This window comes from Alcanivorax sp. NBRC 102024 (genome assembly GCF_001602235.1).
In the GTDB taxonomy this organism is placed as follows: domain Bacteria; phylum Pseudomonadota; class Gammaproteobacteria; order Pseudomonadales; family Alcanivoracaceae; genus Alcanivorax.
In genome coordinates this window covers 416,302-441,485 of record NZ_BDAS01000001.1, presented here as the reverse complement: position 1 = coordinate 441,485, position 25,184 = coordinate 416,302, and the positions used below count along the sequence as shown (strand labels likewise).

The 25,184-nt window shown below is 60.3% G+C and carries 24 protein-coding genes; 18 read left to right on the top strand and 6 right to left on the bottom strand.

All coding sequences use genetic code 11. The annotated features are described in order from the left end of the window. Positions 1–40: 40 nt before the first annotated feature. Positions 41–994 (bottom strand): glutathione synthase, encoded by a 954-nt coding sequence (gshB, locus tag A0251_RS02050; protein ID WP_062815158.1) that lies wholly within the window; start codon positions 992–994, stop codon positions 41–43. A 243-nt stretch (positions 995–1,237) separates the two neighbouring features. Here gshB and pilG point away from each other — a divergent pair, with 243 nt between their 5' ends. From pilG to A0251_RS01965, 17 genes are all read left to right on the top strand, one after another. After that, positions 1,238–1,621, top strand: coding sequence for a twitching motility response regulator PilG (gene pilG, locus A0251_RS02045; protein WP_007148837.1), 384 nt, complete (start codon positions 1,238–1,240; stop codon positions 1,619–1,621). Between the two features lie 32 nt (positions 1,622–1,653). Continuing rightward, a complete protein-coding gene (gene pilH / locus A0251_RS02040; RefSeq protein ID WP_062815157.1) occupies positions 1,654–2,022 on the top strand; it encodes a twitching motility response regulator PilH in 369 nt (122 codons plus the stop codon). A gap of 13 nt (positions 2,023–2,035) precedes the next feature. Further along, the gene (locus tag A0251_RS02035) at positions 2,036–2,584 is read left to right on the top strand and encodes a chemotaxis protein CheW (RefSeq protein ID WP_062815156.1); all 549 of its coding nucleotides are present in this window, start codon (positions 2,036–2,038) and stop codon (positions 2,582–2,584) included. Between the two features lie 59 nt (positions 2,585–2,643). After that, positions 2,644–4,668, top strand: a complete 2,025-nt coding sequence (locus A0251_RS02030) for a methyl-accepting chemotaxis protein (RefSeq protein ID WP_062815155.1) — start codon at positions 2,644–2,646, stop codon at positions 4,666–4,668. Between the two features lie 31 nt (positions 4,669–4,699). Further along, positions 4,700–5,578: a protein-glutamate O-methyltransferase CheR gene (locus tag A0251_RS02025; protein ID WP_062815154.1), complete on the top strand. Its 879-nt coding sequence runs from the start codon at positions 4,700–4,702 to the stop codon at positions 5,576–5,578. A gap of 63 nt (positions 5,579–5,641) precedes the next feature. Then, the gene (locus A0251_RS02020; RefSeq protein WP_062815153.1) at positions 5,642–12,724 is read left to right on the top strand and encodes an Hpt domain-containing protein; all 7,083 of its coding nucleotides are present in this window, start codon (positions 5,642–5,644) and stop codon (positions 12,722–12,724) included. Then, positions 12,721–13,728 carry a chemotaxis protein CheB gene (locus A0251_RS02015; protein ID WP_062815152.1) on the top strand — a complete coding sequence of 336 codons (1,008 nt, stop codon included), beginning with the start codon at positions 12,721–12,723 and terminating at the stop codon, positions 13,726–13,728. Before A0251_RS02020 ends, A0251_RS02015 begins: the two co-directional genes overlap by 4 nt. Before the next feature lie 193 nt (positions 13,729–13,921). Then, a complete protein-coding gene (locus tag A0251_RS02010; RefSeq protein WP_062815151.1) occupies positions 13,922–14,377 on the top strand; it encodes a chemotaxis protein CheW in 456 nt (151 codons plus the stop codon). Beyond that, the gene (locus tag A0251_RS02005) at positions 14,374–15,369 is read left to right on the top strand and encodes an MBL fold metallo-hydrolase (protein ID WP_062815150.1); all 996 of its coding nucleotides are present in this window, start codon (positions 14,374–14,376) and stop codon (positions 15,367–15,369) included. Before A0251_RS02010 ends, A0251_RS02005 begins: the two co-directional genes overlap by 4 nt. Next, positions 15,366–16,364, top strand: a complete 999-nt coding sequence (locus A0251_RS02000; RefSeq protein WP_062815149.1) for a lysophospholipid acyltransferase family protein — start codon at positions 15,366–15,368, stop codon at positions 16,362–16,364. The genes A0251_RS02005 and A0251_RS02000 overlap by 4 nt, the downstream gene beginning before the upstream one ends. A gap of 65 nt (positions 16,365–16,429) precedes the next feature. After that, complete coding sequence (locus A0251_RS01995; protein WP_062815148.1) at positions 16,430–16,978, top strand: cytochrome b; 549 nt, start codon at positions 16,430–16,432, stop codon at positions 16,976–16,978. 72 nt (positions 16,979–17,050) lie between these two features. Further along, positions 17,051–17,539 carry a peptidylprolyl isomerase gene (locus A0251_RS01990; protein ID WP_062815147.1) on the top strand — a complete coding sequence of 163 codons (489 nt, stop codon included), beginning with the start codon at positions 17,051–17,053 and terminating at the stop codon, positions 17,537–17,539. Positions 17,540–17,791: 252 nt separating this feature from the next. After that, a complete protein-coding gene (locus tag A0251_RS01985; protein WP_062815146.1) occupies positions 17,792–18,259 on the top strand; it encodes an NfeD family protein in 468 nt (155 codons plus the stop codon). Positions 18,260–18,317: 58 nt separating this feature from the next. Next, positions 18,318–19,277, top strand: coding sequence for an SPFH domain-containing protein (locus A0251_RS01980; RefSeq protein WP_062815145.1), 960 nt, complete (start codon positions 18,318–18,320; stop codon positions 19,275–19,277). Between the two features lie 300 nt (positions 19,278–19,577). After that, complete coding sequence (gene gloA, locus A0251_RS01975; RefSeq protein ID WP_062815144.1) at positions 19,578–20,126, top strand: lactoylglutathione lyase; 549 nt, start codon at positions 19,578–19,580, stop codon at positions 20,124–20,126. A gap of 107 nt (positions 20,127–20,233) precedes the next feature. Then, complete coding sequence (locus tag A0251_RS01970; RefSeq protein ID WP_062815143.1) at positions 20,234–20,701, top strand: helix-turn-helix domain-containing protein; 468 nt, start codon at positions 20,234–20,236, stop codon at positions 20,699–20,701. A gap of 164 nt (positions 20,702–20,865) precedes the next feature. Continuing rightward, complete coding sequence (locus A0251_RS01965; RefSeq protein ID WP_062815142.1) at positions 20,866–21,525, top strand: YoaK family protein; 660 nt, start codon at positions 20,866–20,868, stop codon at positions 21,523–21,525. Positions 21,526–21,563: 38 nt separating this feature from the next. On the opposite strand, the gene A0251_RS01960 is transcribed toward A0251_RS01965, so the two are convergent. The 5 genes from A0251_RS01960 to A0251_RS01940 all read right to left on the bottom strand — a co-directional run bounded on the left by A0251_RS01960 (position 21,564) and on the right by A0251_RS01940 (position 23,945). Next, positions 21,564–22,139, bottom strand: a complete 576-nt coding sequence (locus A0251_RS01960) for a DJ-1/PfpI family protein (RefSeq protein WP_197461832.1) — start codon at positions 22,137–22,139, stop codon at positions 21,564–21,566. Positions 22,140–22,154: 15 nt separating this feature from the next. Next, a complete protein-coding gene (locus A0251_RS01955) occupies positions 22,155–22,490 on the bottom strand; it encodes a TfoX/Sxy family protein (RefSeq protein WP_062815141.1) in 336 nt (111 codons plus the stop codon). After that, positions 22,490–22,915 (bottom strand): MAPEG family protein, encoded by a 426-nt coding sequence (locus tag A0251_RS01950; RefSeq protein WP_082810726.1) that lies wholly within the window; start codon positions 22,913–22,915, stop codon positions 22,490–22,492. The genes A0251_RS01955 and A0251_RS01950 overlap by 1 nt, the downstream gene beginning before the upstream one ends. A 34-nt stretch (positions 22,916–22,949) precedes the next feature. Further along, positions 22,950–23,189: a hypothetical protein gene (locus A0251_RS01945; protein WP_062815140.1), complete on the bottom strand. Its 240-nt coding sequence runs from the start codon at positions 23,187–23,189 to the stop codon at positions 22,950–22,952. A 93-nt stretch (positions 23,190–23,282) separates the two neighbouring features. Further along, positions 23,283–23,945 (bottom strand): DUF1294 domain-containing protein, encoded by a 663-nt coding sequence (locus tag A0251_RS01940; protein WP_062815139.1) that lies wholly within the window; start codon positions 23,943–23,945, stop codon positions 23,283–23,285. Positions 23,946–24,349: 404 nt separating this feature from the next. Between A0251_RS01940 and A0251_RS01935 the strand changes: the two genes are divergently transcribed. Next, positions 24,350–25,183 (top strand): DUF5995 family protein, encoded by an 834-nt coding sequence (locus A0251_RS01935; protein ID WP_062815138.1) that lies wholly within the window; start codon positions 24,350–24,352, stop codon positions 25,181–25,183. Position 25,184: the final 1 nt, after the last annotated feature.

Below are 25,184 nucleotides of genomic sequence, written 5' to 3'. Positions count from 1 at the left end.
TTGATCGGCCGGAGAGTGTGCCCCGGCCCGCACTCATCGTCTATGACGGCTGCCGCAACTCCAGCAACATGTCGAACAGCTGGCCGGCAATGTTGATATTGAAGATCGCGTCCAGCTCGCGGATACAGGTGGGACTGGTCACGTTGATCTCGGTGAGATAATCACCGATCACGTCCAGACCCACAAAATACAGACCCTTGCGCTTGAGGGTAGGCCCCACCTGCTCACAGATCCAGCGGTCCCGGTCGCTCAACTCCCGCCCCTGGCCGGTGCCGCCGGCCGCCAGGTTGCCGCGCAACTCGCCTTCCTTGGGGATCCGCGCCAGCGCATAGGGCACCGGCTCGCCATTGATCATCAGAATGCGCTTGTCACCCTCGGTGATCTCCGGCACGAAGCGCTGGGCCATGATCGGCGTCTTGCCATGCTGGGTCAGCACCTCGATCACCACCGAGATATTGGGGCTGTCCTTGCGCACCCGGAAGATATTGCTGCCGCCCATGCCGTCCAGCGGCTTCATCACAGTGTCACCGAACTCCTGTACAAAATCGCGCAGCAGTCCGGACTGGCTGGACACCAGCGTAGGGGCACAGCACTGGGGGAAGTCGGTGGCAAACAGCTTTTCATTGCTGTCGCGAACACTGCCGGGCCGGTTCACCACCAGTACGCCTTCCCGTTCCACCTTTTCCAGCAGGTAGGTGGCATAGATGTATTCTGCGTTGAACGGCGGGTCCTGGCGCATCAGGATAATATCCAGATCGGCCAGATCGTGATTCACGGCATCGGCCAGACGGTACCAATCGTCGTTATTGTCGGTGACGGACAGTGCCCGAGTGGCCGCAAAGGTGCGACCATCGCGCACATACAGATCCGCCGGCTCCATGTAGAGCAATGACCAGCCACGTCGTTGCGCTTCCAGCAGCATGGCGAAGGTGCTGTCTTTCCAGGGTTTGATTTTGGCGATGGGGTCCATCACCACACCAATACGCAAGCTCATGGGGTCTCCACAGACAATAAAGCGGGCCGGGGAATCTTAGCAGTGCAGGCCGCCTATCGCTATGCAGGGATGCGCGGGGCATTTTCTCAAGTTTCATAGGGTCTTATAGATTGATTGTAGAATCTGTGTTAAAAACTTCGCTTGGGCTTGTATCGCTACACACCCCGCCCATCGAATTACTAGAAAGGCCAAAAATTACAATAAGTTGCGGCCAAAAACGGTTCACGGTTAAAGGCAGTTTCCATGACTGACAATTTCCAAGACCTCAAGGTAATGGTGATCGACGATTCCAAAACCATCCGTCGCACCGCGGAAACCTTGTTGAAGAAAGCAGGTTGTGAAGTGATCACCGCCACCGATGGCTTCGATGCCTTGGCCAAAATCGCCGACAGCAAACCCAATATCATCTTCGTCGACATTATGATGCCGCGTCTTGACGGGTATCAGACCTGCGCCCTGATCAAGAACAACAGTGCCTTCAAGGCCACCCCGGTGATCATGCTGTCGTCCAAGGACGGCCTTTTCGACAAGGCCAAGGGGCGAATAGTGGGGTCCGACGAGTATCTGACCAAGCCGTTTTCCAAGGACGAGCTTCTCGGCGCGATTCGACAGCATATCAACGGTTAAGCGACAGCGTCGCTGAGCCTGAAGAGGATAAGATGGCACGTATTCTGATAGTGGATGACTCTCCCACCGAAACCTACAAGTTGCGGGAGATTCTGGAAAAGCACGGCCACGAAGTACTCGAGGCCGCCAACGGGGCTGATGGCGTGGCCATGGCCCGCTCCGAGCTGCCCGAACTGGTGTTGATGGATGTGGTGATGCCTGGCCTGAACGGCTTCCAGGCGACCCGCCAGCTCACCAAAGGCGCCGATACCGCGCACATTCCCATCGTTATCGTTACCACCAAGGATCAGGAAACCGACCGTGTCTGGGGCAAACGCCAGGGCGCCAAGGACTATCTGACCAAGCCGGTGGACGAGGATGTGCTCCTGCAAACCGTCGACCGCATGCTGGCCGACGGCTAATCCGGAGCCCACGATGAGCGCAACTGCTTCCGCCGCCTATATCCAACTGGCCGACTACAACCGTCGCTGCCGTGAGCAGGCCAAAGACCTGCCCATGCAGCAGGATGCGGTGAGCTACTGGAGCGGTGTGGGCTTTGTGATGGATGGCAAGAAATATGTGGCACCGCTGGATGAGGTTTCCGAAATCCTCTCGGTGCCGGCCTACACCCGCATTCCCGGCGCACGCAGCTGGATGAAGGGCGTGGCCAATGTCCGGGGCCGACTGATGACCGTGATGGATCTCAGCGGCTTTCTGGAAAAGAGTTCACCGGTCCAGGAAAAACGTCGGCGACTGCTGGTGCTGGACCAGGACGACTTGTACACCGGCATGACGGTGGATGAAGTACTGGGGATGCAACATTTTCCCATTGATGAATTTGTGGAATCACTGCCGGTCAGCGACAGCAGCGTGACGCCATTTGTGCGCGGCGCCTACCGGCGGGACGGGGAGTACTGGTCCGTGTTCAGCCTGACTCGGCTGGCAGAGGATCCACGCTTTATGCAGGTCGCCCGCACCGGCTGATCCGCAGACAAGCATTTGGGGTACATAAGAAGAGCGAACGCCAGGCCAGGAGCCAGACTATGAAGTTCAATTCGGGAGCAATCTTTGACAAATTGCGGGGGGGCGCGGAAGGCAGCACGCTGAATATCGCGCTGTATATCGGGCTTGCCGTCTTTATCGTCCTGGCGGTGGTGAACTTTCTGCTGTCCGCCACCACGGCGAACCAGGCCCAGGAAAACATTACCCTGGCCTCGGAAATGCGCGTTATTTCCCAGCAGATCGCCAAGAACGCCCTGGAAGCGGCTGCCGGTAACGCGGACGCTTTCGAGCTGCTGGCCAAATCCCAACAGAGCTTCCAGTCTGCCTGGGATGATGTGAAAGACGAACCGGTCGAGAACCCGGAGGTGAAAGAACGTCTGAGTAGCCTGTGGTCCGAAGTGAACAGCAACGCCGGCACCATCCTGCGCGGGGAAGATACGGTTCTGGATCTGCACGAAGTGGCAGATACCCTGGCCCAGACCATTCCTTCCCTGCAAGCGGAATACGAAGGCGTGGTAGAGATCCTGGTTGCCACCGGTGCCGAGCCGGATCAGATCGCTTTTGCCCAACGTCAGTCTCTGCTGGCAGAACGGATTCTCAGCTCCATCTCCAAGGTACTGGAAGGGGGCGATGGCGCGGTGATCGCAGCGGATGCTTTCGGTCGTGACGCCAGCCTGTTCGGCCGGGTCATGAATGGCATGATCGAAGGCGACGACGCCATGGGCATTGACCAGGTGAACGACCCGGATGCCCTGGATTACCTGGCTGAAATTGCTGACCTGTTCGACGAATTCGTTAACCAGTCCGTGGACGAAATTCTGGAAACTGCTCCCGAACTGTTCCAGGTACGTAACGCGGCCGACACCATTTTCCGCCGTTCCCAGGATCTGCTGCAGGAATCCAGCAACCTGAACACCCAATTCGAAGGCTCCACCAACACCTTCTTCCCGTCCGTGACACTCGGTGGCCTTTCTGCCGCCATCGCGGTGCTGCTGTTCTTCCTGATCATGGCGCAACGGAACCGTCAGGCGGCCGCACTGAAGGACGAACTGGAAAGCGAAAACCAGCGTAACCAGGCGGCGATTCTGCGTCTGCTCGACGAACTGGGCGACCTGGCGGATGGCGACCTGACCGTACAGGCCACGGTAACCGAGGACTTCACCGGGGCCATCGCTGACTCCATCAACTACTCCATTGACCAGCTGCGCAGCCTGGTACAAACGATCAACAACTCGGCGGTACAGGTGGCCTCTGCGGCCCAGGAAACCCAGTCCACGGCTATGCATCTGGCCGAGGCCTCCGAGCACCAGGCCCAGGAAATTGCCGGGGCCTCTGCCGCGGTGAACGAAATGGCGGTCTCCATTGACCAGGTATCCGCCAACGCCGCCGAATCCGCCGCGGTAGCGGAACGGGCGGTAGCCATCGCCAACAAGGGCGCCGAAGTGGTACAGGCGACCATCCACGGCATGGACACCATCCGCGAACAGATTCAGGAAACCTCCAAACGGATCAAGCGTCTGGGTGAGTCCTCCCAGGAGATTGGTGACATCGTATCCCTGATTAACGACATCGCCGACCAGACCAACATCCTCGCATTGAACGCTGCCATTCAGGCATCCATGGCCGGTGAAGCCGGCCGGGGCTTCGCGGTGGTAGCGGATGAGGTACAGCGACTGGCGGAACGTTCCGCTGCTGCGACCAAGCAGATTGAAACCCTGGTAAAAACCATTCAGACCGATACCAACGAAGCGGTAATCTCCATGGAAGCCACCACCGCCGAGGTGGTAAAAGGGGCCCGCCTGGCGCAGGACGCTGGTGTGGCACTGGAAGAAATTGAGAACGTATCGAAAACCCTGGCGGACCTGATCCAGAACATTTCCAACGCGGCGCGCCAGCAGGCCGCCTCCGCGGGTCACATTTCCAACACCATGAACGTGATCCAGGAAATTACCTCGCAGACCTCCGCCGGTACCACCGCCACTGCGCGGTCCATTGGTAACCTGGCCGAGATGGCGCAGGAGATGCGTAATTCCGTTGCCGGCTTCCGCCTGCCGGAGCACTCCTGATCCGGCTCGCGCCGGTTAGCGGGGTGATGCTATGGGTGCTGCCGTGACAGACCGTTGGTCGATCAAAAGCACGCCCGCCATGGATGCGGAGCAGTTCCAGCTATGGCAGGCGCTGCTCGAAGAGCGCACCGGCATGACCCTGTCCAACGAGCGCAAGACCTTTCTCGAAACCAGCTTGAGCATTCGCATGCGCGAGCTGGGCATCGAGGACTACAACACCTATTACGAACACCTGATGGTGGGCTCCACCGAATCCCGGGCCATGGAATGGTCGGTACTGGTGGACCGGCTCACGGTTCAGGAAACCAGTTTTTTTCGCCACCCGAGCTCCTACGCTCTGGTGGAAGAATTCGTGCAGCGCTTCAAGGCAGAACAGCCGGACGGCGCCAGCCTGGATGTGTGGAGCGTGGGGTGCTCCACCGGCGAGGAAGCCTACTCCCTCGCCATGATGATCAATGAGCAGCTGAACGACACGGATCGCAAACTGTTCTACGGCATCACCGCCACCGATATCAGCCTGCCCACCCTGGCCAAGGCCCGCAAAGGGGAATATCCCGCGCGCCGGGTACTGCAGGTGGACCCGCAATTGCGGGAGAAATATTTCCAGCCCAGCGGCAACGAACAGACCCTGGCCGTGGCGCCCGTGCTGCGCGAACGCATCTGTTTTGCGCGGCTCAACGTGCTGGATCTGAGCACTGCGCCAATGAACGACATGGATCTGATTTTCTGTCAGAACATGCTGATTTACTTCCGCCGCTGGCGGAAACGTCAGATCGTCAACCGACTGGCGGAACGGCTGGCCCCCGGTGGCATTCTGGTACTCGGTCCCGGGGAAGTGACCGACTGGCAGCATCCGGATCTGGAACGCATACATTTCGCCGATACGCTGGCTTTTCGGCGCTGTCGATAAGCGCTGTAGATAATAAAAAACCTGCCCGCAGTGACGGCAGGTTTGAGTATGACAGGAGACGTCATGAGTGACCGTCACGACTATCTGGCTCTGGACTGGGTTCGCGGGGAGATCCAGGAAACCCTGAACCAGGCGCAGCAGGCACTGGAAGCGTTCGTGGATACCCCGGACGACGCCACCCGCATGCGTTTTTGCCAGGCCCATCTGCACCAGGTGTACGGCACCCTGCAAATGGTGGAGTTCTACGGTGCTGCTCTGCTCGCCGAAGAAATGGAAAAGCTGGCTCAGGCGCTGCTGGAAGGCCGGGTCGGCAACGTGGGAGATGGCCAGGAAACCCTGATGCGGGCCATCCTGCAGCTGCCGCCTTATCTCGACAGAGTAGCCAGCAACCGGCGCGACCTGCCGGTGGTACTCCTGCCCCTGCTCAATGATCTGCGAGCCGCCCGTGGCGAACCGCTGCTGTCGGAAACCGCCCTGTTCAAACCGGATCTCACCGATGCCACCGGCCGCGGCCAGATCCCCGAAGACCTGCTCAACGACCCGCGCTTTATCCAGCTGGCCAAGAAAATCCGCCAGATGTTCCAGATCGCCCTGCTCGGTGTGCTGCGCAACGACAACATGGGCGAGAACCTGGGCTACATGGCCAAGGTCTTCACCAAGCTGGAACAGATCACCGGCGATGCCCCTCGCGCTCCCCTGTGGAGCATCAGCAATGCCCTGGTGGAAGGGCTCTCCGAAGACGCCATTGTCCTGGGCACCTCGGTAAAACTGATGCTGGGCCACGTGGACCGCAACCTGCGTGAACTGGTCAGCGAAGGCGCGGCCAGCCTGAATCGTCCGGCGCCCACGGAACTGCTCAAGAACCTGCTGTACTACGTGGCCAAGGCGGACGCGGACAGCCCGCGAATCCGAGACGTGAAAGCCCGTTTCCGTCTTGACGATGCCTTGCCCTCCGATGACCTGATCAACGCGGAACGGGCCCGCATGACCGGCCCGGATGCCGAAGCCATGAATTCCGTGGTGAAGGCGCTTTCCGAAGAGATCACCACCGTCAAGGACGCCCTGGAAGCCTTCGTCCATAACGGCGAAAGCGATGCCAGCAAGCTGCATCCACAGACCGTGACCCTGAAACAGGTGGCCGACACCGTGGCCGTACTGGGCCTGGGCCAGCCACGCACCCTGGTGGAAGAACAGCTCCACGCGGTAGAGGACATTGTTGCCGGTAAACGCCCTGCGGAACGCGAAACCCTGATGGATATCGCCGGCGCCCTGCTTTATGTGGAAGCGACACTGGCCGGTATCAGCGGCGGCGACCGCCGCGGCAAATCCTATAACGGTGATCAGAACGACGTGCCCGGCCACGTGGGCCAGGCCATGGAAGCGGTACTGCGCGAATGCCGAGCCGGCCTGGAAGAGGCCAAGGACGGTATCGTCGAATTCATTGCGTCCCAGTGGAACCCGGAACATCTTCACCCGGTACCGGAACGACTCAGCGCCGTGCGCGGCGGCCTGGAAGTCATCCAGCTCAACAAGCCGGCGCTGATATTGCGCCAGTGCGTGCAGTTCATTCAGGAAAAACTGCTTGATGCGGACCAGCCCAAGCCGGACTGGCGCAGCATGGACACTCTGGCGGATGCCATCACCTCGGTGGAGTACTACCTGGAACGTCTCAGCGACGATCCGGAAACCACCGACGATATCCTGCAGCTGGCCCGCGCCAGTGTGGACGCGCTCGGTTATCCCCTGGATCAGGGCAGCGGCTTCGGCGATGACCCGGTGGAAGTGGAACGCATCGAGCTGGACGCCGACGTGCAGATCGACAGCGATACCACTGGCCAGATCGGCGACAGCGACGACCACACCGAGGACTATCCGGAGTCGGACATTTCCCTGGAGCCGGCCTTCAACGATCCCGCCGAAGTGACCTGGGACACCGCGGATGACCAGGACGACCCGACTCTCGAGATTACCGGCCTGGCGCCCACAGACCAGGGCACGGACAGCGCGGAGCCAGAAGCACCGGAGACCACCGAAAACCTGGCGGATGAAGACGATGACAATCTGATCGATGATGAAATCATCGAGATTTTCCAGGAAGAAGTGGGCGAAGTGCTGGAAGCCCTGGACCAGTATTTCCCCCGCTGGGCCGCCAACACCAGCGATGAAGAGTCCCTGGTGGAATTCCGGCGCGCCTTCCATACCCTGAAAGGCTCCGGCCGAATGGTCGGTGCCAGTACCGTGGGTGAGCTGGGCTGGTCCGTGGAAAACATGCTCAACCGGGTGATTGACCGCACCATTGAGCCCACCGCCGTACTCATTGATCTGGTGCAGGAAGTCCGCAACCGGGTACCCGCCCTGGTGGATGCCTTTACCCAGCGACAACCGGATCCGTTCGATGTGCAGCCCCTGGCCGACGCCGCCGATACCCTGGCCGCCGGTGGACAGATCGATCAGGTACCGGCGATCACGGGCCAGACCGGTAACGACACCCTCCCTGCGGACAGCGCTGACACCATCGACCAGGACGACGATGCCTCCGCTGATGACGCACAGGCCGACGACACCCTGGAACTGACCCTGCCCGCAGACAGTGACGGGTTCACGGACCGCAGCGATGACCACGGCGACAGCCTGTCCGTGGAAGATCTGGCCGCCTTCAACGACGCCGGCGACGATGACACGACGCTTGATTGGGAAAGCGACGATGCGTCAGAGGACGGCATCATCGAGTTCAACCTGCCCGAGGCCGACGCCCCGCAAACGGACGCACCCGCCCAGCCGCTCGACACGGACGCCAGCAGCGACAGCGAAATTGACAGCCTGGCCGACATCCCGGACATGAGTGACGGCGATGACCTTCCGGCAGAGAGCCCCAGCGAGGAAGGCACGGACCCGGTACTGCTGGAAATCTTTGCCAGCGAGGCCCTTCGCAATCTGGCATTGATTGAGGAGTGGCTGCAGACCGTGGACCCGGACCTGTCCGAGCACAGCCTGGACGACAGCGTTCACCGTGCCCTGCACACCCTCAAGGGCAGTGCCCGCATGGCAGAAATCGAAGCGGTGGCGGAAGTGGCCGAGCCGGCCGAGAAACTGGTGCGCGACCTGATCAGCAGTAACCGCCGGGCCAGCAGCCAGCAGGCCGAACTGCTGCGCCAGGCCCACCAACTGGTGCGTGACAACCTGGAACAACTCGACCAGGCCCACCTGCCCGGTGCTGACGCCCTGATCACCGCCCTGCAGCAACAACGGGACGGACTGGCCGAACAACGGGATTCCGGCCCGGACCCGCACATCCTTTCCGTCTTCCTGTCCGAAGGCATGGACCTGATCGTGGATGCGGAGCAACTGCTTGAGCAGTGGTCCAGGAATCCGGAGCAGACCGAAGAGCTGGTGAAACTGCGCGACGAGCTGCAACTGCTCTCCAACAGCGCCACCACCGCCGGGCTTGGCGAAATTCATGCCCTGGCTGCGGGCCTGGCGGCCTGCTACAGCGCCGTGGAATCCGGCCGGCTGGCGTACAGCGAACAGATGTTGTCTCTGGCCGGCGAAGGCCAGGATGCCCTGGTCAACATGATGGACTGCCTGGCTGCCGGCCAGACCGTGCGTCCGGAACTGGGGCTGGTGGATGCCCTGCACGAACTGGCAGAAAGCAGTGGCCCGGACGACGATGGCCCCGGCTCCGGCACTCGTGCGCCGCAGTGGGATGACGCCTTCTCTGATCACACTGCCGACACCCCGGAAGCGGACAGCGATGCGGATACCCAGAGCTGGGCCGACAGTAATGAATATCAGGCCCATATGGATCCGGAGCTGGTCAGCCTGTTCCTGGAAGAGGCCGAAGAAATTCTGGAATCCGCCAGCCACACCCTGGATCAGTGGGAAGAGGGCGATGCCAGCAATGTGGATGGCCTGCAGCGGGACCTGCACACGCTCAAGGGCGGCGCCCGCATGGCCGCCGTGGCGCCGGTGGGAGACCTGGCCCACGAACTGGAAAACCTTTACGAAGCCTTCAATACCGGCCAGCTAGAGGCGGATCCGGCCCTGTTTGCCCTGCTGCATCGCTGCCATGACCGGCTCGCCGACATGATCGACGGCCTGCGCGCCGGCCGCACCCCCGACAGCGCACCGGAACTGGTCAGTGCCATCCAGGCCTTCCTGCGTGGCGACACGACGGCTGCCGAGATCCCGGGCACCGTTGTTACCTCCCCGGACAATGACGACCTTGCTGACCACACGCCTTCCGATTTTGCTGCAGACACCGGTCCCGCGCCCGTTGCGTTTGAGGACGCGCCCAGCATGCCGGCGCCCCCTCAACCGGAGCGTGACCCGGAGCTGGTGGAAATCTTTCTGGAAGAAGCGGATGAAATTCTGGAGTCCGCCGGCAGCAGCCTGGAACAGTGGATCAGCGAGCAGGACAACCTGATCGAACTGCAGTCACTGCAACGGGACCTGCACACCCTCAAGGGCGGTGCCCGCATGGCCGAAGTCCGGGAGCTGGGCGATCTGGGCCATGAACTGGAAACCCTGTACGAAGGGCTGGCACAGAGCCGTCTGGCTGTTGAAACAACCCTGCTGGATCTGTTGCATCGCTGTCACGACAAACTCGCGGAAATGGTCGAGGCGCTCAAGGCTGGCGAGCCGCTTCCCCAGGGCGACCAGCTGATTCAGGCCATCCACGACTACGTGGCCGACCCAGCCGGCTTCAGCCTGCCCACCCTGGCCACCAGCACACCGGCAGATCCTGCGCCCGCGGCAGCCACGGAGACGACCGCCCCGGCCAGTGAACCCGACGACAATGAATACAGCGACTGGGAATCCGACAGCGACCCGGAAATCCTGGAAATCTTCCTGGAAGAATCCGATGAACTGGCAGAGATCATTGACGCATGCCTGACCTCCTGGAAAGACCATCCGGAGAGCCAGGATTTCACCGACGATCTCAAACGCGCCCTGCACACCCTCAAGGGCGGTGCCCGACTGGCCGGCCTGAAACCCTTGGGCGACATCAGCCACGATTTCGAAACCTATCTGCTGGAACTGGAAAAACGCCGCGAAGCGCCCACCCAGGAAGACTTCCAGCCCATGGTCAACTGGTATGATCAGATTGTCCGCGGCATGGAATCCGTGGCCCGCAGTGCCCGGCGCCATTCCCCCTCTCCCGCTGAGGAGACGGGCACCACACTGGCACCGGCGGCGGACAGCGCGCCACAACCGCAGCAGCCCAAACAGGATGATCGCCGTCAGCGCCAGAACCAGGCCCAGCCCCAGGAAATGGTGCGGGTGGGGGCCGACGTGCTGGAAGCCCTGGTGAACCTTGCCGGGGAAACCTCCATTAACCGCGGTCGGGTAGAACAGGGGATTTCCGAGTTCACCTTCAACGTGGAGGAAATGGGCAACACGGTTCAGCGTCTTTATGAACAGCTGCGACGGCTGGATTCGGAAACCGAAGCGCAGATCATGTCCAACTACCAGAAGGGCGTGGACCGGGGCGAAATCGACGAGGATTTCGACCCCCTGGAAATGGACCAGTACTCCGAGCTGCACCAGATCACCAAGCAGCTGTCGGAATCCGCCTCGGACTTGCTCGATCTGAAGAACACCCTGCTGGACCGCACCAAGGACACGGAAACCCTGCTGCTGCAGCAGTCCCGCATTAACACCGAGCTGCAGGAAAAACTGATGCGCACCCGCATGGTGCCCTTCAGCCGCCTGGTGCCCCGCCTGCGTCGCATCGTCCGGCAGATCTCCGGCGAAGTGGGCAAGCGGGTGGATTTCGATGTGCTCAACCCGGAAGGGGAACTGGACCGCTCCCTGATGGAGCGCGTGGTCGCGCCCCTGGAGCACATGCTGCGTAACGCGGTGGACCACGGTATCGAAACCCGGGAAGGCCGCCAGAGCGCCGGCAAGGCCGACACGGGCCGCATCAATCTGGAACTGGGCCGGGAAGGCGGCGAGGTGGTGATCACCCTGTCCGACGACGGCAAGGGGATCGACACGGATGCGGTGCGCCGTAAAGCCGTGGAGCGTGGCCTGATCGCCCCGGATGCCCAGCTCTCCGAGCAGGAAATCCAGCAGTTTATTTTCCACGCTGGTTTCTCCACCGCCGCCGCCGTCACCCAGATTTCCGGCCGCGGCGTGGGCATGGACGTGGTGGCCAGCGAAATCAAACAGATGGGCGGCTCGGTGACCATCGATTCCCACAAGGGGCAGGGCACCCGCTTTATCATCCGCCTGCCGTTCACCCTGGCCATGAACCGGGCCCTGATGGTGAAAGCCGCCGAAGATACCTACGCCATCCCGTTGAACCAGATCGAAGGTATCGTGCGCATCAGCCCCTTCGAACTGCAGCATTACTTCGAGGAAGACAACCCGGTCTACACCTATGTGGGCCAGGACTACGAGCTGCAATACCTGGGCAACTTCGTCCATGGCACCCGCAGCCCGCATCTGGATAATCACACCACTCCCATGCCGGTACTGCTGATCCGCAGCACCGAACACACCGTGGCCATCGTGGTGGACAACCTGGTGGGTTCCCGGGAAGTGGTCGTGAAATCCGTTGGTCCGCAGCTGGCCTCGGTGGCCGGTATCAGCGGCGCCACCATCCTCGGTGATGGCTCCGTGGTAATCATTCTCGATATCCACTCGCTGATCCGTGCCGCCCACGTGCAGGTGCCGGCAATGGGTGTCGCCGATATTCCGGTACTGCCTCAGGAACCGGTTGAGCAAAACGACCAGGACACCGACACCAGACGCGATACTCCGCTGGTCATGGTCACCGATGACTCGGTCACCGTGCGCAAGGTCACCACCCGTCTGCTGGAGCGGAACGGCTACGAGGTGGTCACCGCCAAGGACGGCATGGATGCCATCGCCAAGCTGGAAGACATCCGCCCGGATGTGATGCTGCTGGATATCGAAATGCCACGCATGGACGGCTTTGAAGTGGCCACCCATGTGCGCCACGACAGCCGCCTGAAGGACGTGCCGATCATCATGATCACCTCGCGCACCGGCGAAAAACACCGCGAGCGGGCCTTCGATATTGGCGTGAACTGCTACATGGGCAAACCGTTCCAGGAGAACGAACTGCTCTCCACCATTCGCGAACTGCTGGGCGAATTGCAGGAAACCGGTGACGAATGACCGCCCCGGGCCGGGTCGGCGTGATTGCCGACAGCACATTGCAGGGCCACCTGCTATCCAGCGCTGTGAAGGCCCAGGGGTATCAGGTGGTGGTCAACACGGACCCGGAAGCCCTGGAACAACGCTGGCTGGCGGAAGGCGCGCTGGACCTGTGGGTCGTGGACCTGTCCAGCGAAGATCGCTGGCAGAGCTTTCTGGATAATCTGCTGGAAGAGGCCGCCGCGCCGATTCTGTTCTGCGATGGTCAGGCACCGGCCCGCACCGATGCCCGCTACCCGAAATGGGAACGGCGACTGGTGACCAAGCTGGTGGACTTCATCGGCAAACCGGCGGTGGAAGAACGTCTGGACGTGATCCCGCAACGGCCGCCAACCGTAAAAATCCCCACCCCCCGGGAATTTGAAACCATTCGGCCGGGCGACCGGCCCCGACGGGTCTGGGTGTTGGGAGCCAGCCTGGGCGGGCCGGCGGCGGTAAAACTGTTTCTTGATTGCCTGCCGGCCAATCTGCCGGTGGCCTTCGTGCTGGCCCAGCATATTGATGGCAGCTTTCTGGACACCCTGTGCGGAGTCCTGGGCCGGGACAACAATATTGATTGCAAAGTGGGCGTGGACGGCAGTGCCCTGCGTCACGGGGAACTGGCCATTGCCCCGGTGGATTATGCGGTCAAGTTCCGCCATGACGGTCGCATCCAGTCCACGGGCCAGGCCTGGGAGGGCCCCTATGCGCCCTCCATCGATCAGGTGATACAGCACGTCAGCGAGGGCTTCGGCAACGCCTGCGGCGCCATCCTGTTTTCCGGTATGGGGAACGATGGCGCCATCGCCGCGCCGCGGCTGGCTGCCAGCGGTTGCCCGGTGTGGGCACAGAGCGCCGATACCTGTGCGGTCAGCAGCCAGCCCGATTCCGTCCGCGAGACCGGCTGTGTCAGCTTCAGCGGATCACCGGAGCAGCTTGCGCTGCAGCTGGTGGAACGGTTAAGAAGAGAATTAAAGTCTGCATGAAGGAACACGTTGCCGGTTTCACATTGCCACGCGGGAAAGGGCAACGCGGGGCCCGGGGTTTACCCAACCACCGCCGCAGCCATGGCATGACACCTGCCCACCGCTACCGGCAGGGCCGGCCCGGTTTCAGTCAGCCTTTCGCGGACCCGCAAACTTGCAACTTGCCACTTGAAACGTCACTCAGAGGTCAACCATGAGCAGCTTGCCATCCGATATTTCCAGCCTGCTGATCCCCATGCAGGGACGCCCCTGGCTGGTGCCCAACATCGTGGTCGCTGAAATCATTCCCCTGCGCCAGCCGGACCGGCCCGGCCATGGGCCTGAGTGGCTGCTGGGCTGGCTGAGCTGGCGGGACCAGAACATACCGCTGCTGTCCTTCGAGAAGCTTAACGAATCCGGGCAGATCACCATCGGCCAGGATGCCCGTATCGCCGTCCTCAACACCGTGGCCGGCAAAAGCACCTTCTACGCGGTCATCGTGCAGGGGATTCCGCGGATGTTGAAAGTGGCCAAGGACGATCCGGTGGAAGAGCCGGTGGATACCGGCCCTGCGGAGGCCATGTATATTCAGGTGGGCGGCGATCTGGCGGTGATTCCCGATCTGGATGCCATCGAAGGCGCCGTGGCAGGGCTGCGGGACGGCGCATGATCGATCGGGAACGGCTGGCAGCCCTGGCGGCAGAGGAACCCTCCCGATCCGGGGTGTATCGCAATCGTTTCGCCACCCCCCGCCATGGCCTGGGTGCCTTCCTGCGCTGGCAATGGGATACCCGGGGCCGTTTTCCCCGCCACCAATCCTTCCCGCTCCAGCAACCGGATGCCCGACGACTGGCCAACCCGGGGCCTCACCCCCAGCTCACCTGGATTGGCCATTCCACTTTCCTGTTCCAGCACCGGGGCTGGAACCTGATCACCGATCCGGTTTTCTCTGAACGCTGCTCGCCACTGCCTTTTGCCGGGCCGAAACGGGCAGTCCCCCCGGCGATCACCATCGACGAGCTGCCAGCCATCAATGCGGTGCTGGTGTCCCATAACCACTACGACCACCTGGACCGGGCTTCCGTCAAACAGCTGCAGGCCCGCTTTGGCCGGGAGATTCTCTGGTTCGTTCCCACCGGCGTCGCATCCTGGCTGCGCAACCTGGGCGTGGAACGCATCATCGAACTGGGCTGGTGGCAAAGCGAATACCATGGCCAGGTGGAAGCCTTCTGTTTGCCCGCCCAACACTTCAGTGGCCGCGGACCCGGCGACCACAACCGGACCCTGTGGTGCAGCTGGCGGCTGAATTTTCCGGATTTCAGCCTCTATTTCGCCGGCGATACCGGCTATGCCCCGTTATTCGGCGAAATTGGCGACATTTTCGGCCCCGTAGACCTGGCCCTGTTACCCATTGGAGCCTATGAACCCCGCTGGTTTATGTCGCCAGTACACATAAACCCGGCGGAAGCGGTTACAATTCACCGGGAGATTCGCGCCCGCCAGTCGGTTGCCATGCACTGGGGCACCTTTGTGCTCACCGACGAGCCCATGGACGCGCCGCCCCGGGCCCTGGCCCGGGCGCTGGAAGAACAACAGATCGATACCGAGACATTTCGGGTCCCGCAGCATGGCGAGACCCTGACAATTGAATTGCCGTCATGAGTAAACAATACCAGGGCCGCCGCCTTTGGCTGGTGGTCCGCCTGCTTGCCTGGTTACCGCTGCCACTGGTCACCGCCTTCGGGGCCACGATTGCCACCCTGATCACCCTGTTGCCGCTGCGTTACGCCAGCGCCTACCGGGTCGTTCTGATCAATCTGCTGGCCACCCATCCGGACATGACCCTGGCCGACGCCAAGCGCATTGGCCGCCAGAGCATGGCGGAACTGGGCCGCACGCTCACCGAATTCAGCCATGTCTGGCACCGCCCGGTAGAAGAAACCCTGTCCCGGATCACCCATATCCACGGCGAACAGGCCTTTCTGGATGCCTGCGCCAGTGAGCGGCCGGTACTCATGTTGTCCCTGCACCAGGGCAGCTGGGAGATCAGCAATCTGTATGTGGGCGACAAGGGCAACCGTGACCGGACCCTGATCATGTACCAGCCCCATCCCGCCACCCTGATGGACGCCATGGTCAAGGCCGCCCGGGAACGCACCGGCTCGGTACTGATCCCCACCAACAGCCAGGGCGTGAAACAGGCCCTGGCGGCCATGAAAGCCGGCGGCACCCTGGGGATTCTCTCCGACCATAACCCGGGCAACCGCAGTAATCCCTGCGTGCCGTTCTTTGGCTATGAGGTGCCCACACCCGCACTGATCGACAAGCTGGTGCAACGCTACCGGCCCCACGTGTTCATCGTGTCCTGCATCCGCGGTCAGGGCGGCGTCAAAGACATCCATCTGCACTTCGAAGCGGCACCGGAGATCGAACAGGCCTGCGATTGCATGGAAATCCTCACCGCCATGAACGCCGGTCTCCAGCGCTGCATTGATCGCAACCTGGCCCAGTACCAGTGGACTTACAAACGCTTCAAATGGGGGCCCAATGGGCGACGGCGCTGGTACCGGCAATCCCGGGAGATACTGGGCCGCATCGCACAAGGCGAGGACCGCAAGAGTCTGGGCCTGCACCCGGACACTGACCCGGATCAGTGAATCCCCGTTAAGCCAGGATTAATCTTTACCCGCCATACTGCGGTTACTGGAAACGGGAGAACACCATGAAAACAACACCGACAAACTGGCATGGATTGCACAAAGGCCTCCACTGGCTGGTGGTCTTGCTGCTGGTGATGGTCTGGGGAGCGGTAGAACTCCACGAGTTCTACGCAAAGGGAGACCCCATGCGGGAATGGTGGAAGATGCTGCACTTTTCCCTGGGATTGACGACCCTGGTCGTTGTGCTGGTTCGACTGTATGCCCGCACCTTATACCCACGCCCGGCACCTGTGGGCGCCGCCTGGCAGCACCAGCTATCCCGTCTTGTCCATGTCCTGCTGTATTTTGTGTTGCTTTCCATGCCGCTCGGCGGCTTTGCCATGCGCCAGTTTGCCGGCAAGACCATCGAAATCTTCGGCATGTTCAGCGTCCCCCAGCTGACAGAGATCAATACCGACCTGGCCAAGCAGATTGCCTTCATCCACAAGGAAGTGCTGTGGACCGTATTGCTGGTCCTGATCGCCCTCCATGTTGCTGGCGCCCTGTGGCATCACTTCATCGACGGGGACGCCACCCTGAAACGCATGCTCCCCGGCAACCATAACGACTGAGATAATTGCCCGGCAGCGGGGAAGGCGCCACAATTGCCCCCCCATTCCCATCGCCTGACAACCGGAGCATGCATGACCATCGAAGACGGCAAGGTCGTTACCCTGCATTACAGCCTGTTCAACGCCGACGACGGCAGCGAAATTGAAAACTCCCGGGAAACCGGCGAGCCCATGGCGTACCTGCACGGCTATAACAACATCATCAAGGGGCTGGAAAACGCCCTCACTGGCAAGGCTGTCGGCGATGAGGTGGATGTGACTCTGAGCCCGGAAGAGGGCTACGGGGAATACGACAACACCCTGTTCCAGCGTATTTCCCGCAAATACCTGAAACACGCCGGCAAACTCACCCCCGGCAAGGTGGTCACGGTGTCCACCGACGAGGGCCCGCGCATGCTCACCGTGCTCAAGGTGGGCCTGAAAACCGTGGACGTGGACGCCAACCACCCCCTGGCCGGCAAGTCCCTGCGTTTTGTGGTGCAAATCACCGATATTCGTGATGCCAGCGACGAAGAAAAAGCCCACAAGCATGCCCATGGCGTGGGCGGGCATCAGCACTGAACTCTGCCTTCATTGATCTTTGACTTTATGTAGGAGCGTCGCTGGCGGCGCGATAACCGAACCTGTAAAGATTGCACTCGCGATACAAAGCACAGAACACCGGCTGAGACGCTCTTTTCCCACCTGGTTTCTGTAATGGCCGGAGCGAGTGTCCAGGGTTTGTGATCGCGCCGCCAGCGACGCTCCTACAGCCGAGCGCTTCCGTGCTATCTTAGTTCATCAAAATAATGCACACGCGACAGGGGCTCAGAAATGGATCTGCCGGAATACAGTTACTGGATTATCGCCGGGCTGGCCCTGGTCATTGCGGAATTTGCCGTCTCCGGGCTGGTGGTGATTTTCTTTGGTATCGCCGCCTTGCTGGTGGGCTGCCTGAAGTTTCTTGGCCTGCTGGATGATACCGCCTGGGAACTGACCCTTTTCGCAATGACCAGCCTGCTGCTGCTGGTCTTCGTGCGTCGGGTCATCAACGACAAACTGATGGGTACCGAACGGCAACGGCAAGGCGAAGAAGACAGTGCCGGCCTGGTCGGTGCCCGGGCCACCGTCGCGGAGGCGTTCAGCAACGGCGTGGGCACCGTGTCCTATCGCGGCGCCCGCTGGCAGGCCCAGTGCGCTCACCCCCTGCATCCGGGCGACATGGTGCGCATCACCCAGCACGACGGCCTCTGGCTCACCGTAGAGCCCTGGACACCTGGACCACAGACGCCGGCTGAATAAGCCCTGTGGCCAACCCGTATTCCTCTCCATTCGCTCCCAATAACAAGGAACTCTCTCCATGGCAGGTTTAATCATTTCCGCTCTTATCGCCCTCGGCGTTATCGTTCTGCTCTTCATGGTCATCCGCATCGTGCCACAGCGGCAGGTGTATGTGGTGGAGAGGCTGGGCAGGTATCAGACCTCCCTGGAGGCCGGCCTGCATTTTCTGATGCCCTTTATCGACCGGGTTGCCTACAAGCATTCCCAGAAGGAAATCGTCCGGGACGTGCCGCGTCAGAGCTGTATCACCAAGGACAACATCGAAGTCTCCATCGACGGCGTCATGTACCTGCAGGTCATTGATCCCAAGGCCGCCAGCTACGGTGTGGATGACTATGTCATGGCTGCCCAGCAACTGGCCCAGACCACCCTGCGTTCCGTGATCGGCAAGATCGACCTGGACAAGACTTTCGAGGAACGGGGCGAGATCAACATGGAAGTCGTGCGCGCCGTGGACGAAGCGGCCCAGCCCTGGGGCGTGAAGGTACTGCGCTACGAAGTGGCCGACATCAACCTACCCGTGTCCATCAAGGATGCCATGGAGAAACAGGTTCGCGCCGAGCGGGAACGTCGCGCGGTGGTTGCCGAGTCCGAGGGTGAGCGCCAGGCCGCCATTAACCGTTCCGAGGGGGACCGCCAGGCCGCGATCAACCGCTCCGAAGGTGAGAAGCAGGAGATGATCAATATCTCCGAAGGGGAAAAGATGAAGCAGATCAACGAGGCGGAAGGTCGCGCCAAACAGATCGAGCTGGTCGCCCTGGCAACGGCCAAAGGCCTGAACATGGTCGCCCGGGCAGTGAAGGAAGAGGGTGGCGAAGAGGCGGTAAGCCTGCGCATCGCCGAGCAATATGTCGCCGCCTTCGAAAAAGTCGCCAAGGAATCCACCACCCTGCTGCTGCCCCAGGGCCTCAGCGATATCGGTGGCGCCGTGGCCGGCCTGCAGAAAGTCCTCAAGACCGTGGAAAAAACCCCGGCCTGATCCCCACCTTAAGGAGCTTGCCCAGGCAAGCTCCGCCCTCTCTGTAGGAGCACCGCTTGAGGTGCGATAACAGCGGTCGCGAGTCGGCAAACGCAGAAAGCCCATCGAAACTTTCTGGTTCTGTCGAACGCTGAAGCGCCTGATCGCCTTTCGTCGATTCCGCGTTGGCACGCGGTTCGCACCTCAAGCGGTGCTCCTACAGCGGCTTTGTAGATATCGTCTTTCCGTCAAGGCTTGCATTCCCTCCCTACCATCCCGACATTCTTTAAATACCTGTGCCCACGCCAATTAGGAGCCCCCATGTCCCGTCATTTCGAACAGGCCGACGGCCTCTGTGACACCCCGGACGACGCCACCCGCGATTACCTCTTCAACCAGACCATGCTGCGCATCAAGGACCCCCAGGTCAGCCTGGATTTCTACACCCGTGTGCTGGGGATGCGCCTGGTGCGCAAGCTGGACTTTCCGGCAATGCAATTCTCTCTCTACTTCCTAGCCTACCTGGATGAGGAAGAGGCCAGTCAGGTCCCGCAGGACGATGCCAAACGGCTTACCTATACCTTTGGCCGTGAAGCCATGCTGGAGCTGACCCATAACTGGGGTACCGAAAAGGATACGGATTTTTCCTACCACAATGGCAATGATCAGCCCCAGGGATTTGGCCATATCGGTATCACTGTCCCCGATGTTTATGCCGCCGCCGAGCGCTTCGAAACCCTGGGCGTCCCCTTCGTCAAGAAACCGGATGACGGCAAAATGAAGGGCCTTGCCTTTATCAAGGATCCGGACGGATACTGGATTGAAATACTGCAGGCCGACATGATGGAAAGGCAGCAGAAAAGGGACTGAATCGTTTCACTTTTTTGACAGCCAAAAAGTTTTTTTGCCACATTGGACGCTTGTCCCTAAGGTGGGTTTTTGGCTTTTACTCGCAACCTTTACTGAGGGGACAATCCGTGGCCACCGCTTCCTTACTGACCGCGCAACAGCGCAAGCTCTGCCAGACCCAAAGCAACCAGCCTGCACCCAACGGCCCCCGCGCCAAAGCCCTGCTGGCCCTGGATGAAGGGAACACCCAGCAACAGGCGGCGGAAGCATCCGGGCTGTCACTGGGCCAGGTACGCTACTGCCTCCGCCGCTTCCGCACCGTGGCCCTGGACCTGTTCGACCCCGCCACGCCAACGGCAAACAAGCCAGCTGCCAAAACCGTTACCGCCGCCACCGATGGCGCAACTGCCAGCAAGCCCGCCAAAGACAACAAGAAGTCCAAGAACAAAAAGGATGACAAGAAAGGAAAAGAGAAAAAGAAAGACAAAAAGCTGAAACCGATCAAGCCCAAAACCGACAAGGGCGACAAGAAATCCAAGAAGAAAGACAAGAAAGGCGACAGCAAAAAAGGCAAAAAGAAGAGCAAGAAAAAGTAACGCGACTGGCATCACGAAGGGCGGCAGCAGCCCGGGCATCCACGCCATAATGTCGCTGACTGCCGGGTAAGCGAGTGTGACTGCGAAAGCGGAGACACCACGCCCCCGACTCCGCGCCGCGTGCTACACTGCGGGCTTGATCACCGGCAACATCGGGGGATGCCTTGCTGACACGTTTACCGCCCTGGGTGGAAGTCGGGGCTTTCCTGCTCGCTTTTCTGGCCGGTAGCGTCAATGCCGTGGGCCTGCTGGGATTCAGCCACCAATCCGTATCACACCTTACCGGCACCTCCTCGCTGCTGAGCCTGGCATTGGCGGATCTTGATCTGTCCGTGGCCCTGCACCTGCTGTTCACCCTGCTGAGCTTTCTCGCCGGCGCCGCCCTTAGCGGCGTACTGATCACCAGTACTGCCCTGAAGCTGGGCCGCCATTACGGGTTCTCATTGCTGATCGAAGCGGCTCTGCTGGTCATGGCCATGTTGTCTCTGCAACAGGGCAGTGATCTGGGCATCTATCTGGCGTCCATGGCCTGCGGCCTGCAGAACGCCATGGTGACCACCTACAGCGGTTCCATTATCCGTACCACGCACCTGTCCGGGATCTTCACCGACCTGGGCATCATGCTCGGCAACCGGCTGCGTGGCATTCCCCTCAACGGCCGCCGGCTGTTGCTGTTCGTCTTGTTGATTGGCGGCTTCGTCTGTGGCGGCGTGGTCGGCACCTGGCTGTTCCGGTTGCTGCATTTCACCGCCCTGTTGGCCCCGGCCACCCTGGCCGTCTCCCTGGCCGCCGTGTATTGGGCGTACAGCCGGCGGTATCGTTAAGTCACCTGACCGGTTTGCCCGGATGGCGAGCCAAGCCGTCACCGCTGCCAGGCATAATCCATCTGCCGGGCCGTCTTGTCCGCCAACTCCCGGCCATGCAGTCTTTCCACCAGATGCAGGCTCATATCGATACCGGCAGAAATACCCGCCGAGGTGAGACGATTGCCATCCTCTACCCAGCGGATTTTTTCCTGCACATCCAGCGCCGGGAAACGATGGCGCAGGTCAGCGATATCTTCCCAGTGGGTGGTTACCCGATGGTGGGTGAGCAGGCCAGCCCGGGCCAGCAGAAAGGCCCCCGTACAGACCGATGTGACCCAGCGGGCGCCGTCGCCGGCCTCGCGCAAGGCTGCCAGCAACACGGGGTTTTCCATGGCAGCGGTATGTACCCCGCCGCTGACCACTAATACGTCCAGCGGCGGGTGATCCGCGAGGGTAAAGTGACTTTGCACCGCAAAGCCGCCGCGGGCCATCACCTGATGGCGTTCGCTGATCAGCGACACCTGCCAGGGCGGGGCATCACAGAGCCGGGCGGCGGTGGCAAACACTTCGTAGGGGCCGGCAAAATCCAGCACCTCGGCGTCATCGTAGATCACAATCCCGATTTGCAGCATGGCAATTCCAGGCAGTTATTTGGGGGGCAGGGTGCGCACGAAGGCAAAACAGTGAGTTAGCCAGCGTTGTAGCGCAGCGTCCTCGGCTACCGTCTCCGCGTCAATCATCAGCATGCCCTTCATGCGCCGGCCGGTGAAATCCATCTCGCCGGCGCCAGGCTCAGCGGACAACCTTTCATGGGCCTGCGGCCCGACCCGGGCCATCAGGCGGTCACCCAGAATGCCGCAGCACATGTTGCCGGCGATCATGAAACAGAGGCCGCCGAACATGCGCTTTTCATCGGGCAGGGCGCCACTGACGGCCAGCAGACCTTCGCGGACCCGCTGCGCCAGATCAGCATCAAACGCCATCAGAACACGGCGCGCAGCGCGTTGACGGTGAGCCCGATCAACGCCAGAGAAGACAGGGCAAACAGCACGAAACGCAGTTCGATCTTGTTGATCAATGCCTGCAACAGGGAATGCACCACGCGGATCCCCACATAGGCCCAGGCCAGTGTCAGGTTGATGCCATCCCCCTGGCCCAGCAGCGCCAGTGACAAGGCCACCGCATAGAATACCGTCGGCTGCTCCATCAAATGATTATAGTTATCCGCCTTCCAGCGAACCCTGGCGGGCAGGGTGCTCATCTGCTCGCCCCGCGGCGCCAGCGGATCCGGCTTCATACTGGCGGCTTTCATGGCCGGCAACCGGGTGACATACATCCATAGCCACATGACCATGGACCAGGCCACCAACACCACCACCGGGGCCAGAATCGGACTTGTCACTTGCATGGTTATTCCTCGCGCTCAGTGCGCCCTGAAACCATCATAACGCTTGTTCCAGAGCCGCCAGCAGCAAGCCGGCCATAAAGGCGGACAGCATCACTGCGGCTATTTTTATTTTGGAAACCGGTGGCGTTAGCTCAGGCAATCCCCAGACGGAACAGGACGCAACCCAGGCTTTCGCGGCACCGCGACTCATCGCATGCCGCCGACACAACAGTGCCACGGCAGCCTTTTCCCCTCTGACAAACAATACGCTTTCCACATCTTCCGGCAGTCTCATGGTTCTTCCCTGTTTGTTATTATTGATAGTCTTTCCAGAAAACTCTTGCCCTGCAGGCCGCATTGATAGCAGCCTCAGCGGCAGCCTGCTTTTTCAAAGCTGGCCGCTGATCCAGCCCCATTCCTTGAGGGTGATCAACCCGCCCAGCGCTTGCACATCCAGCCAGTCACGCAAGGTCGCCATTTGCGGGCTGAAAGCGAACAGACCCAGCACAACAAGATTTACCACGACACCCAGCCAGAAAACAGTACGAAATGGCTGCTTGCGGGTTTTATGACGAAATAGCGGGCGGGCCAGCATGGCGCCGGGCCAGCCACCGGCAAGGGACAGGAGGGGCAGGGTATTTTCCGATACTCGCTGGCGGTCATGCACCGCCGCCCGCTTGTCCAGCGCGAATATCAGGAACGTCACGGCGGCGATCAACAGCAGGTAACTCATCAGGAAAAACCGGAACGCATACTGCGACAAGAGCCCCCACAAGCCACCATAGAAAGCTGCCACCGCAAACACTGGAAACAGAAACTCCGGCAACAAAAGATGACCGGGACGCCAGCACCGTTCCACGTCCACGGCACGCACCCCTTTGGCCGCATCCGGCTCAACACGAAACCGGACTTTCTCTCCCGCTTTCGGGCGCGAGCGGCTCCCTTCAAAGGCACTGACATGAACAAAAATGTCTCGCCCTTTTCGATCGGTAATAAAACCGAAGCCGCGTGCATCATCCCACTGCTTCAGCAGCCCTTCTTGCTTCTTCATGATAGTTCTACGCTAACAGTGTGATGGCCATGCCAGGCCGACCTTGTCATCTGAACTTGGCCACCGAACAACCCGCAACCGCGGTGACACAATAATAAATGTAAAAATTTTCCTGTCATGGTGCGCTTTACGGCGCCTTGGCAGGCGTATTTTCTGGCACCGCGGGAATAGGGTTTTTCCTGAAAAATCCGCGGTATGAGCTGATCCAGGGGCAACCCTTTTTTACGGTTATTGCGGAGAGAAAAACTGTGCCATCAGTCATTGTTCTGATGTCATTTTGTCTCCCCCCAACCCATGACCGATAGGCGCCGGTTTTCATTCTCCCTATCCTTTTTCCGCTCACCCAATGCCAGGGTGAATATTTGGACCATGGCACTAAAAATAACCAATAAAAAGGAAAATCAATGAAACGCCATTACCGCTACCTCGCACCTCTTTTGTTTTTCATCTTTCTCTCCCCGGCCCTGTCACAGGCAGACAGTTGCCGGCACACCTTTAGCGCTGACGAGTATCAGGCACTGCTGTTCCATAGCAACCCTGACAACGTCCAGACCTTTTCTGACGCCTTGCCCCATATCCGTGAAATCGAAGAGCTTTTCACTCGCTATGGCGACCATCGCGGCGTATTTGCCATTTTTTACCGGAACATTCTTGAAACGGCGGTCCCGGAGATCGAACAGGGCAATTTCAAATTCAATGACTGGAGCGAAGCGGTAAGCCGTCAGTTTGTGCTCCGCTACATGGATAACCTGCATCGCCATTTACTGGGCCAGCCGGTGACCGAATCCTGGCATAATTTCTATCTTATTAGCGGCGATTGTTCACGGTCTGTCGGACGGGCGGCAGCGGCGGCGTTGACCGCGCATCTCACCCTGGATTTCCCGGAAGCCATCAACGACGCCAACTCATACTTTTTTCATTTCAATGATTTCTATGCCATCGGGCAACTATTGACCGACGTCACCCTGTCGCTGGTCGATGACATTGAAAATGTCTACGGCGTTGACTTGACTGATTTCTTTAATCTGTATTTTTTTGGTGAAGCCATTGATCAACAGTACGGTGATGGCGTGAGCTCCGAAATCCTTTTCCAGAGTGTTCGCATCACCTCCTGGTCCCACGGGTTGTCCTTGCGGGCCCGGTGGATTGATAACGGGAAAACGCGCCAAGCCATGCGTAACCTTTGGTTATTCGAAGAACATAACCTGGATATCCTGGAGTCGCTCAATAAACTTTGAG

What these genes read in the sequence shown, in the direction of transcription:
- gshB (WP_062815158.1), bottom strand. Translation starts at nt 994, where the DNA reads ATGAGCTTGCGTATTGGTGTGGTGATGGACCCCATCGCCAAAATCAAA.
- pilG (WP_007148837.1), top strand. Translation starts at nt 1,238, where the DNA reads ATGACTGACAATTTCCAAGACCTCAAGGTAATGGTGATCGACGATTCC.
- pilH (WP_062815157.1), top strand. Translation starts at nt 1,654, where the DNA reads ATGGCACGTATTCTGATAGTGGATGACTCTCCCACCGAAACCTACAAG.
- A0251_RS02035 (WP_062815156.1), top strand. Translation starts at nt 2,036, where the DNA reads ATGAGCGCAACTGCTTCCGCCGCCTATATCCAACTGGCCGACTACAAC.
- A0251_RS02030 (WP_062815155.1), top strand. Translation starts at nt 2,644, where the DNA reads ATGAAGTTCAATTCGGGAGCAATCTTTGACAAATTGCGGGGGGGCGCG.
- A0251_RS02025 (WP_062815154.1), top strand. Translation starts at nt 4,700, where the DNA reads ATGGGTGCTGCCGTGACAGACCGTTGGTCGATCAAAAGCACGCCCGCC.
- A0251_RS02020 (WP_062815153.1), top strand. Translation starts at nt 5,642, where the DNA reads ATGAGTGACCGTCACGACTATCTGGCTCTGGACTGGGTTCGCGGGGAG.
- A0251_RS02015 (WP_062815152.1), top strand. Translation starts at nt 12,721, where the DNA reads ATGACCGCCCCGGGCCGGGTCGGCGTGATTGCCGACAGCACATTGCAG.
- A0251_RS02010 (WP_062815151.1), top strand. Translation starts at nt 13,922, where the DNA reads ATGAGCAGCTTGCCATCCGATATTTCCAGCCTGCTGATCCCCATGCAG.
- A0251_RS02005 (WP_062815150.1), top strand. Translation starts at nt 14,374, where the DNA reads ATGATCGATCGGGAACGGCTGGCAGCCCTGGCGGCAGAGGAACCCTCC.
- A0251_RS02000 (WP_062815149.1), top strand. Translation starts at nt 15,366, where the DNA reads ATGAGTAAACAATACCAGGGCCGCCGCCTTTGGCTGGTGGTCCGCCTG.
- A0251_RS01995 (WP_062815148.1), top strand. Translation starts at nt 16,430, where the DNA reads ATGAAAACAACACCGACAAACTGGCATGGATTGCACAAAGGCCTCCAC.
- A0251_RS01990 (WP_062815147.1), top strand. Translation starts at nt 17,051, where the DNA reads ATGACCATCGAAGACGGCAAGGTCGTTACCCTGCATTACAGCCTGTTC.
- A0251_RS01985 (WP_062815146.1), top strand. Translation starts at nt 17,792, where the DNA reads ATGGATCTGCCGGAATACAGTTACTGGATTATCGCCGGGCTGGCCCTG.
- A0251_RS01980 (WP_062815145.1), top strand. Translation starts at nt 18,318, where the DNA reads ATGGCAGGTTTAATCATTTCCGCTCTTATCGCCCTCGGCGTTATCGTT.
- gloA (WP_062815144.1), top strand. Translation starts at nt 19,578, where the DNA reads ATGTCCCGTCATTTCGAACAGGCCGACGGCCTCTGTGACACCCCGGAC.
- A0251_RS01960 (WP_197461832.1), bottom strand. Translation starts at nt 22,139, where the DNA reads ATGCTGCAAATCGGGATTGTGATCTACGATGACGCCGAGGTGCTGGAT.
- A0251_RS01955 (WP_062815141.1), bottom strand. Translation starts at nt 22,490, where the DNA reads ATGGCGTTTGATGCTGATCTGGCGCAGCGGGTCCGCGAAGGTCTGCTG.
- A0251_RS01950 (WP_082810726.1), bottom strand. Translation starts at nt 22,915, where the DNA reads ATGCAAGTGACAAGTCCGATTCTGGCCCCGGTGGTGGTGTTGGTGGCC.
- A0251_RS01945 (WP_062815140.1), bottom strand. Translation starts at nt 23,189, where the DNA reads ATGAGACTGCCGGAAGATGTGGAAAGCGTATTGTTTGTCAGAGGGGAA.
- A0251_RS01940 (WP_062815139.1), bottom strand. Translation starts at nt 23,945, where the DNA reads ATGAAGAAGCAAGAAGGGCTGCTGAAGCAGTGGGATGATGCACGCGGC.
- A0251_RS01935 (WP_062815138.1), top strand. Translation starts at nt 24,350, where the DNA reads ATGAAACGCCATTACCGCTACCTCGCACCTCTTTTGTTTTTCATCTTT.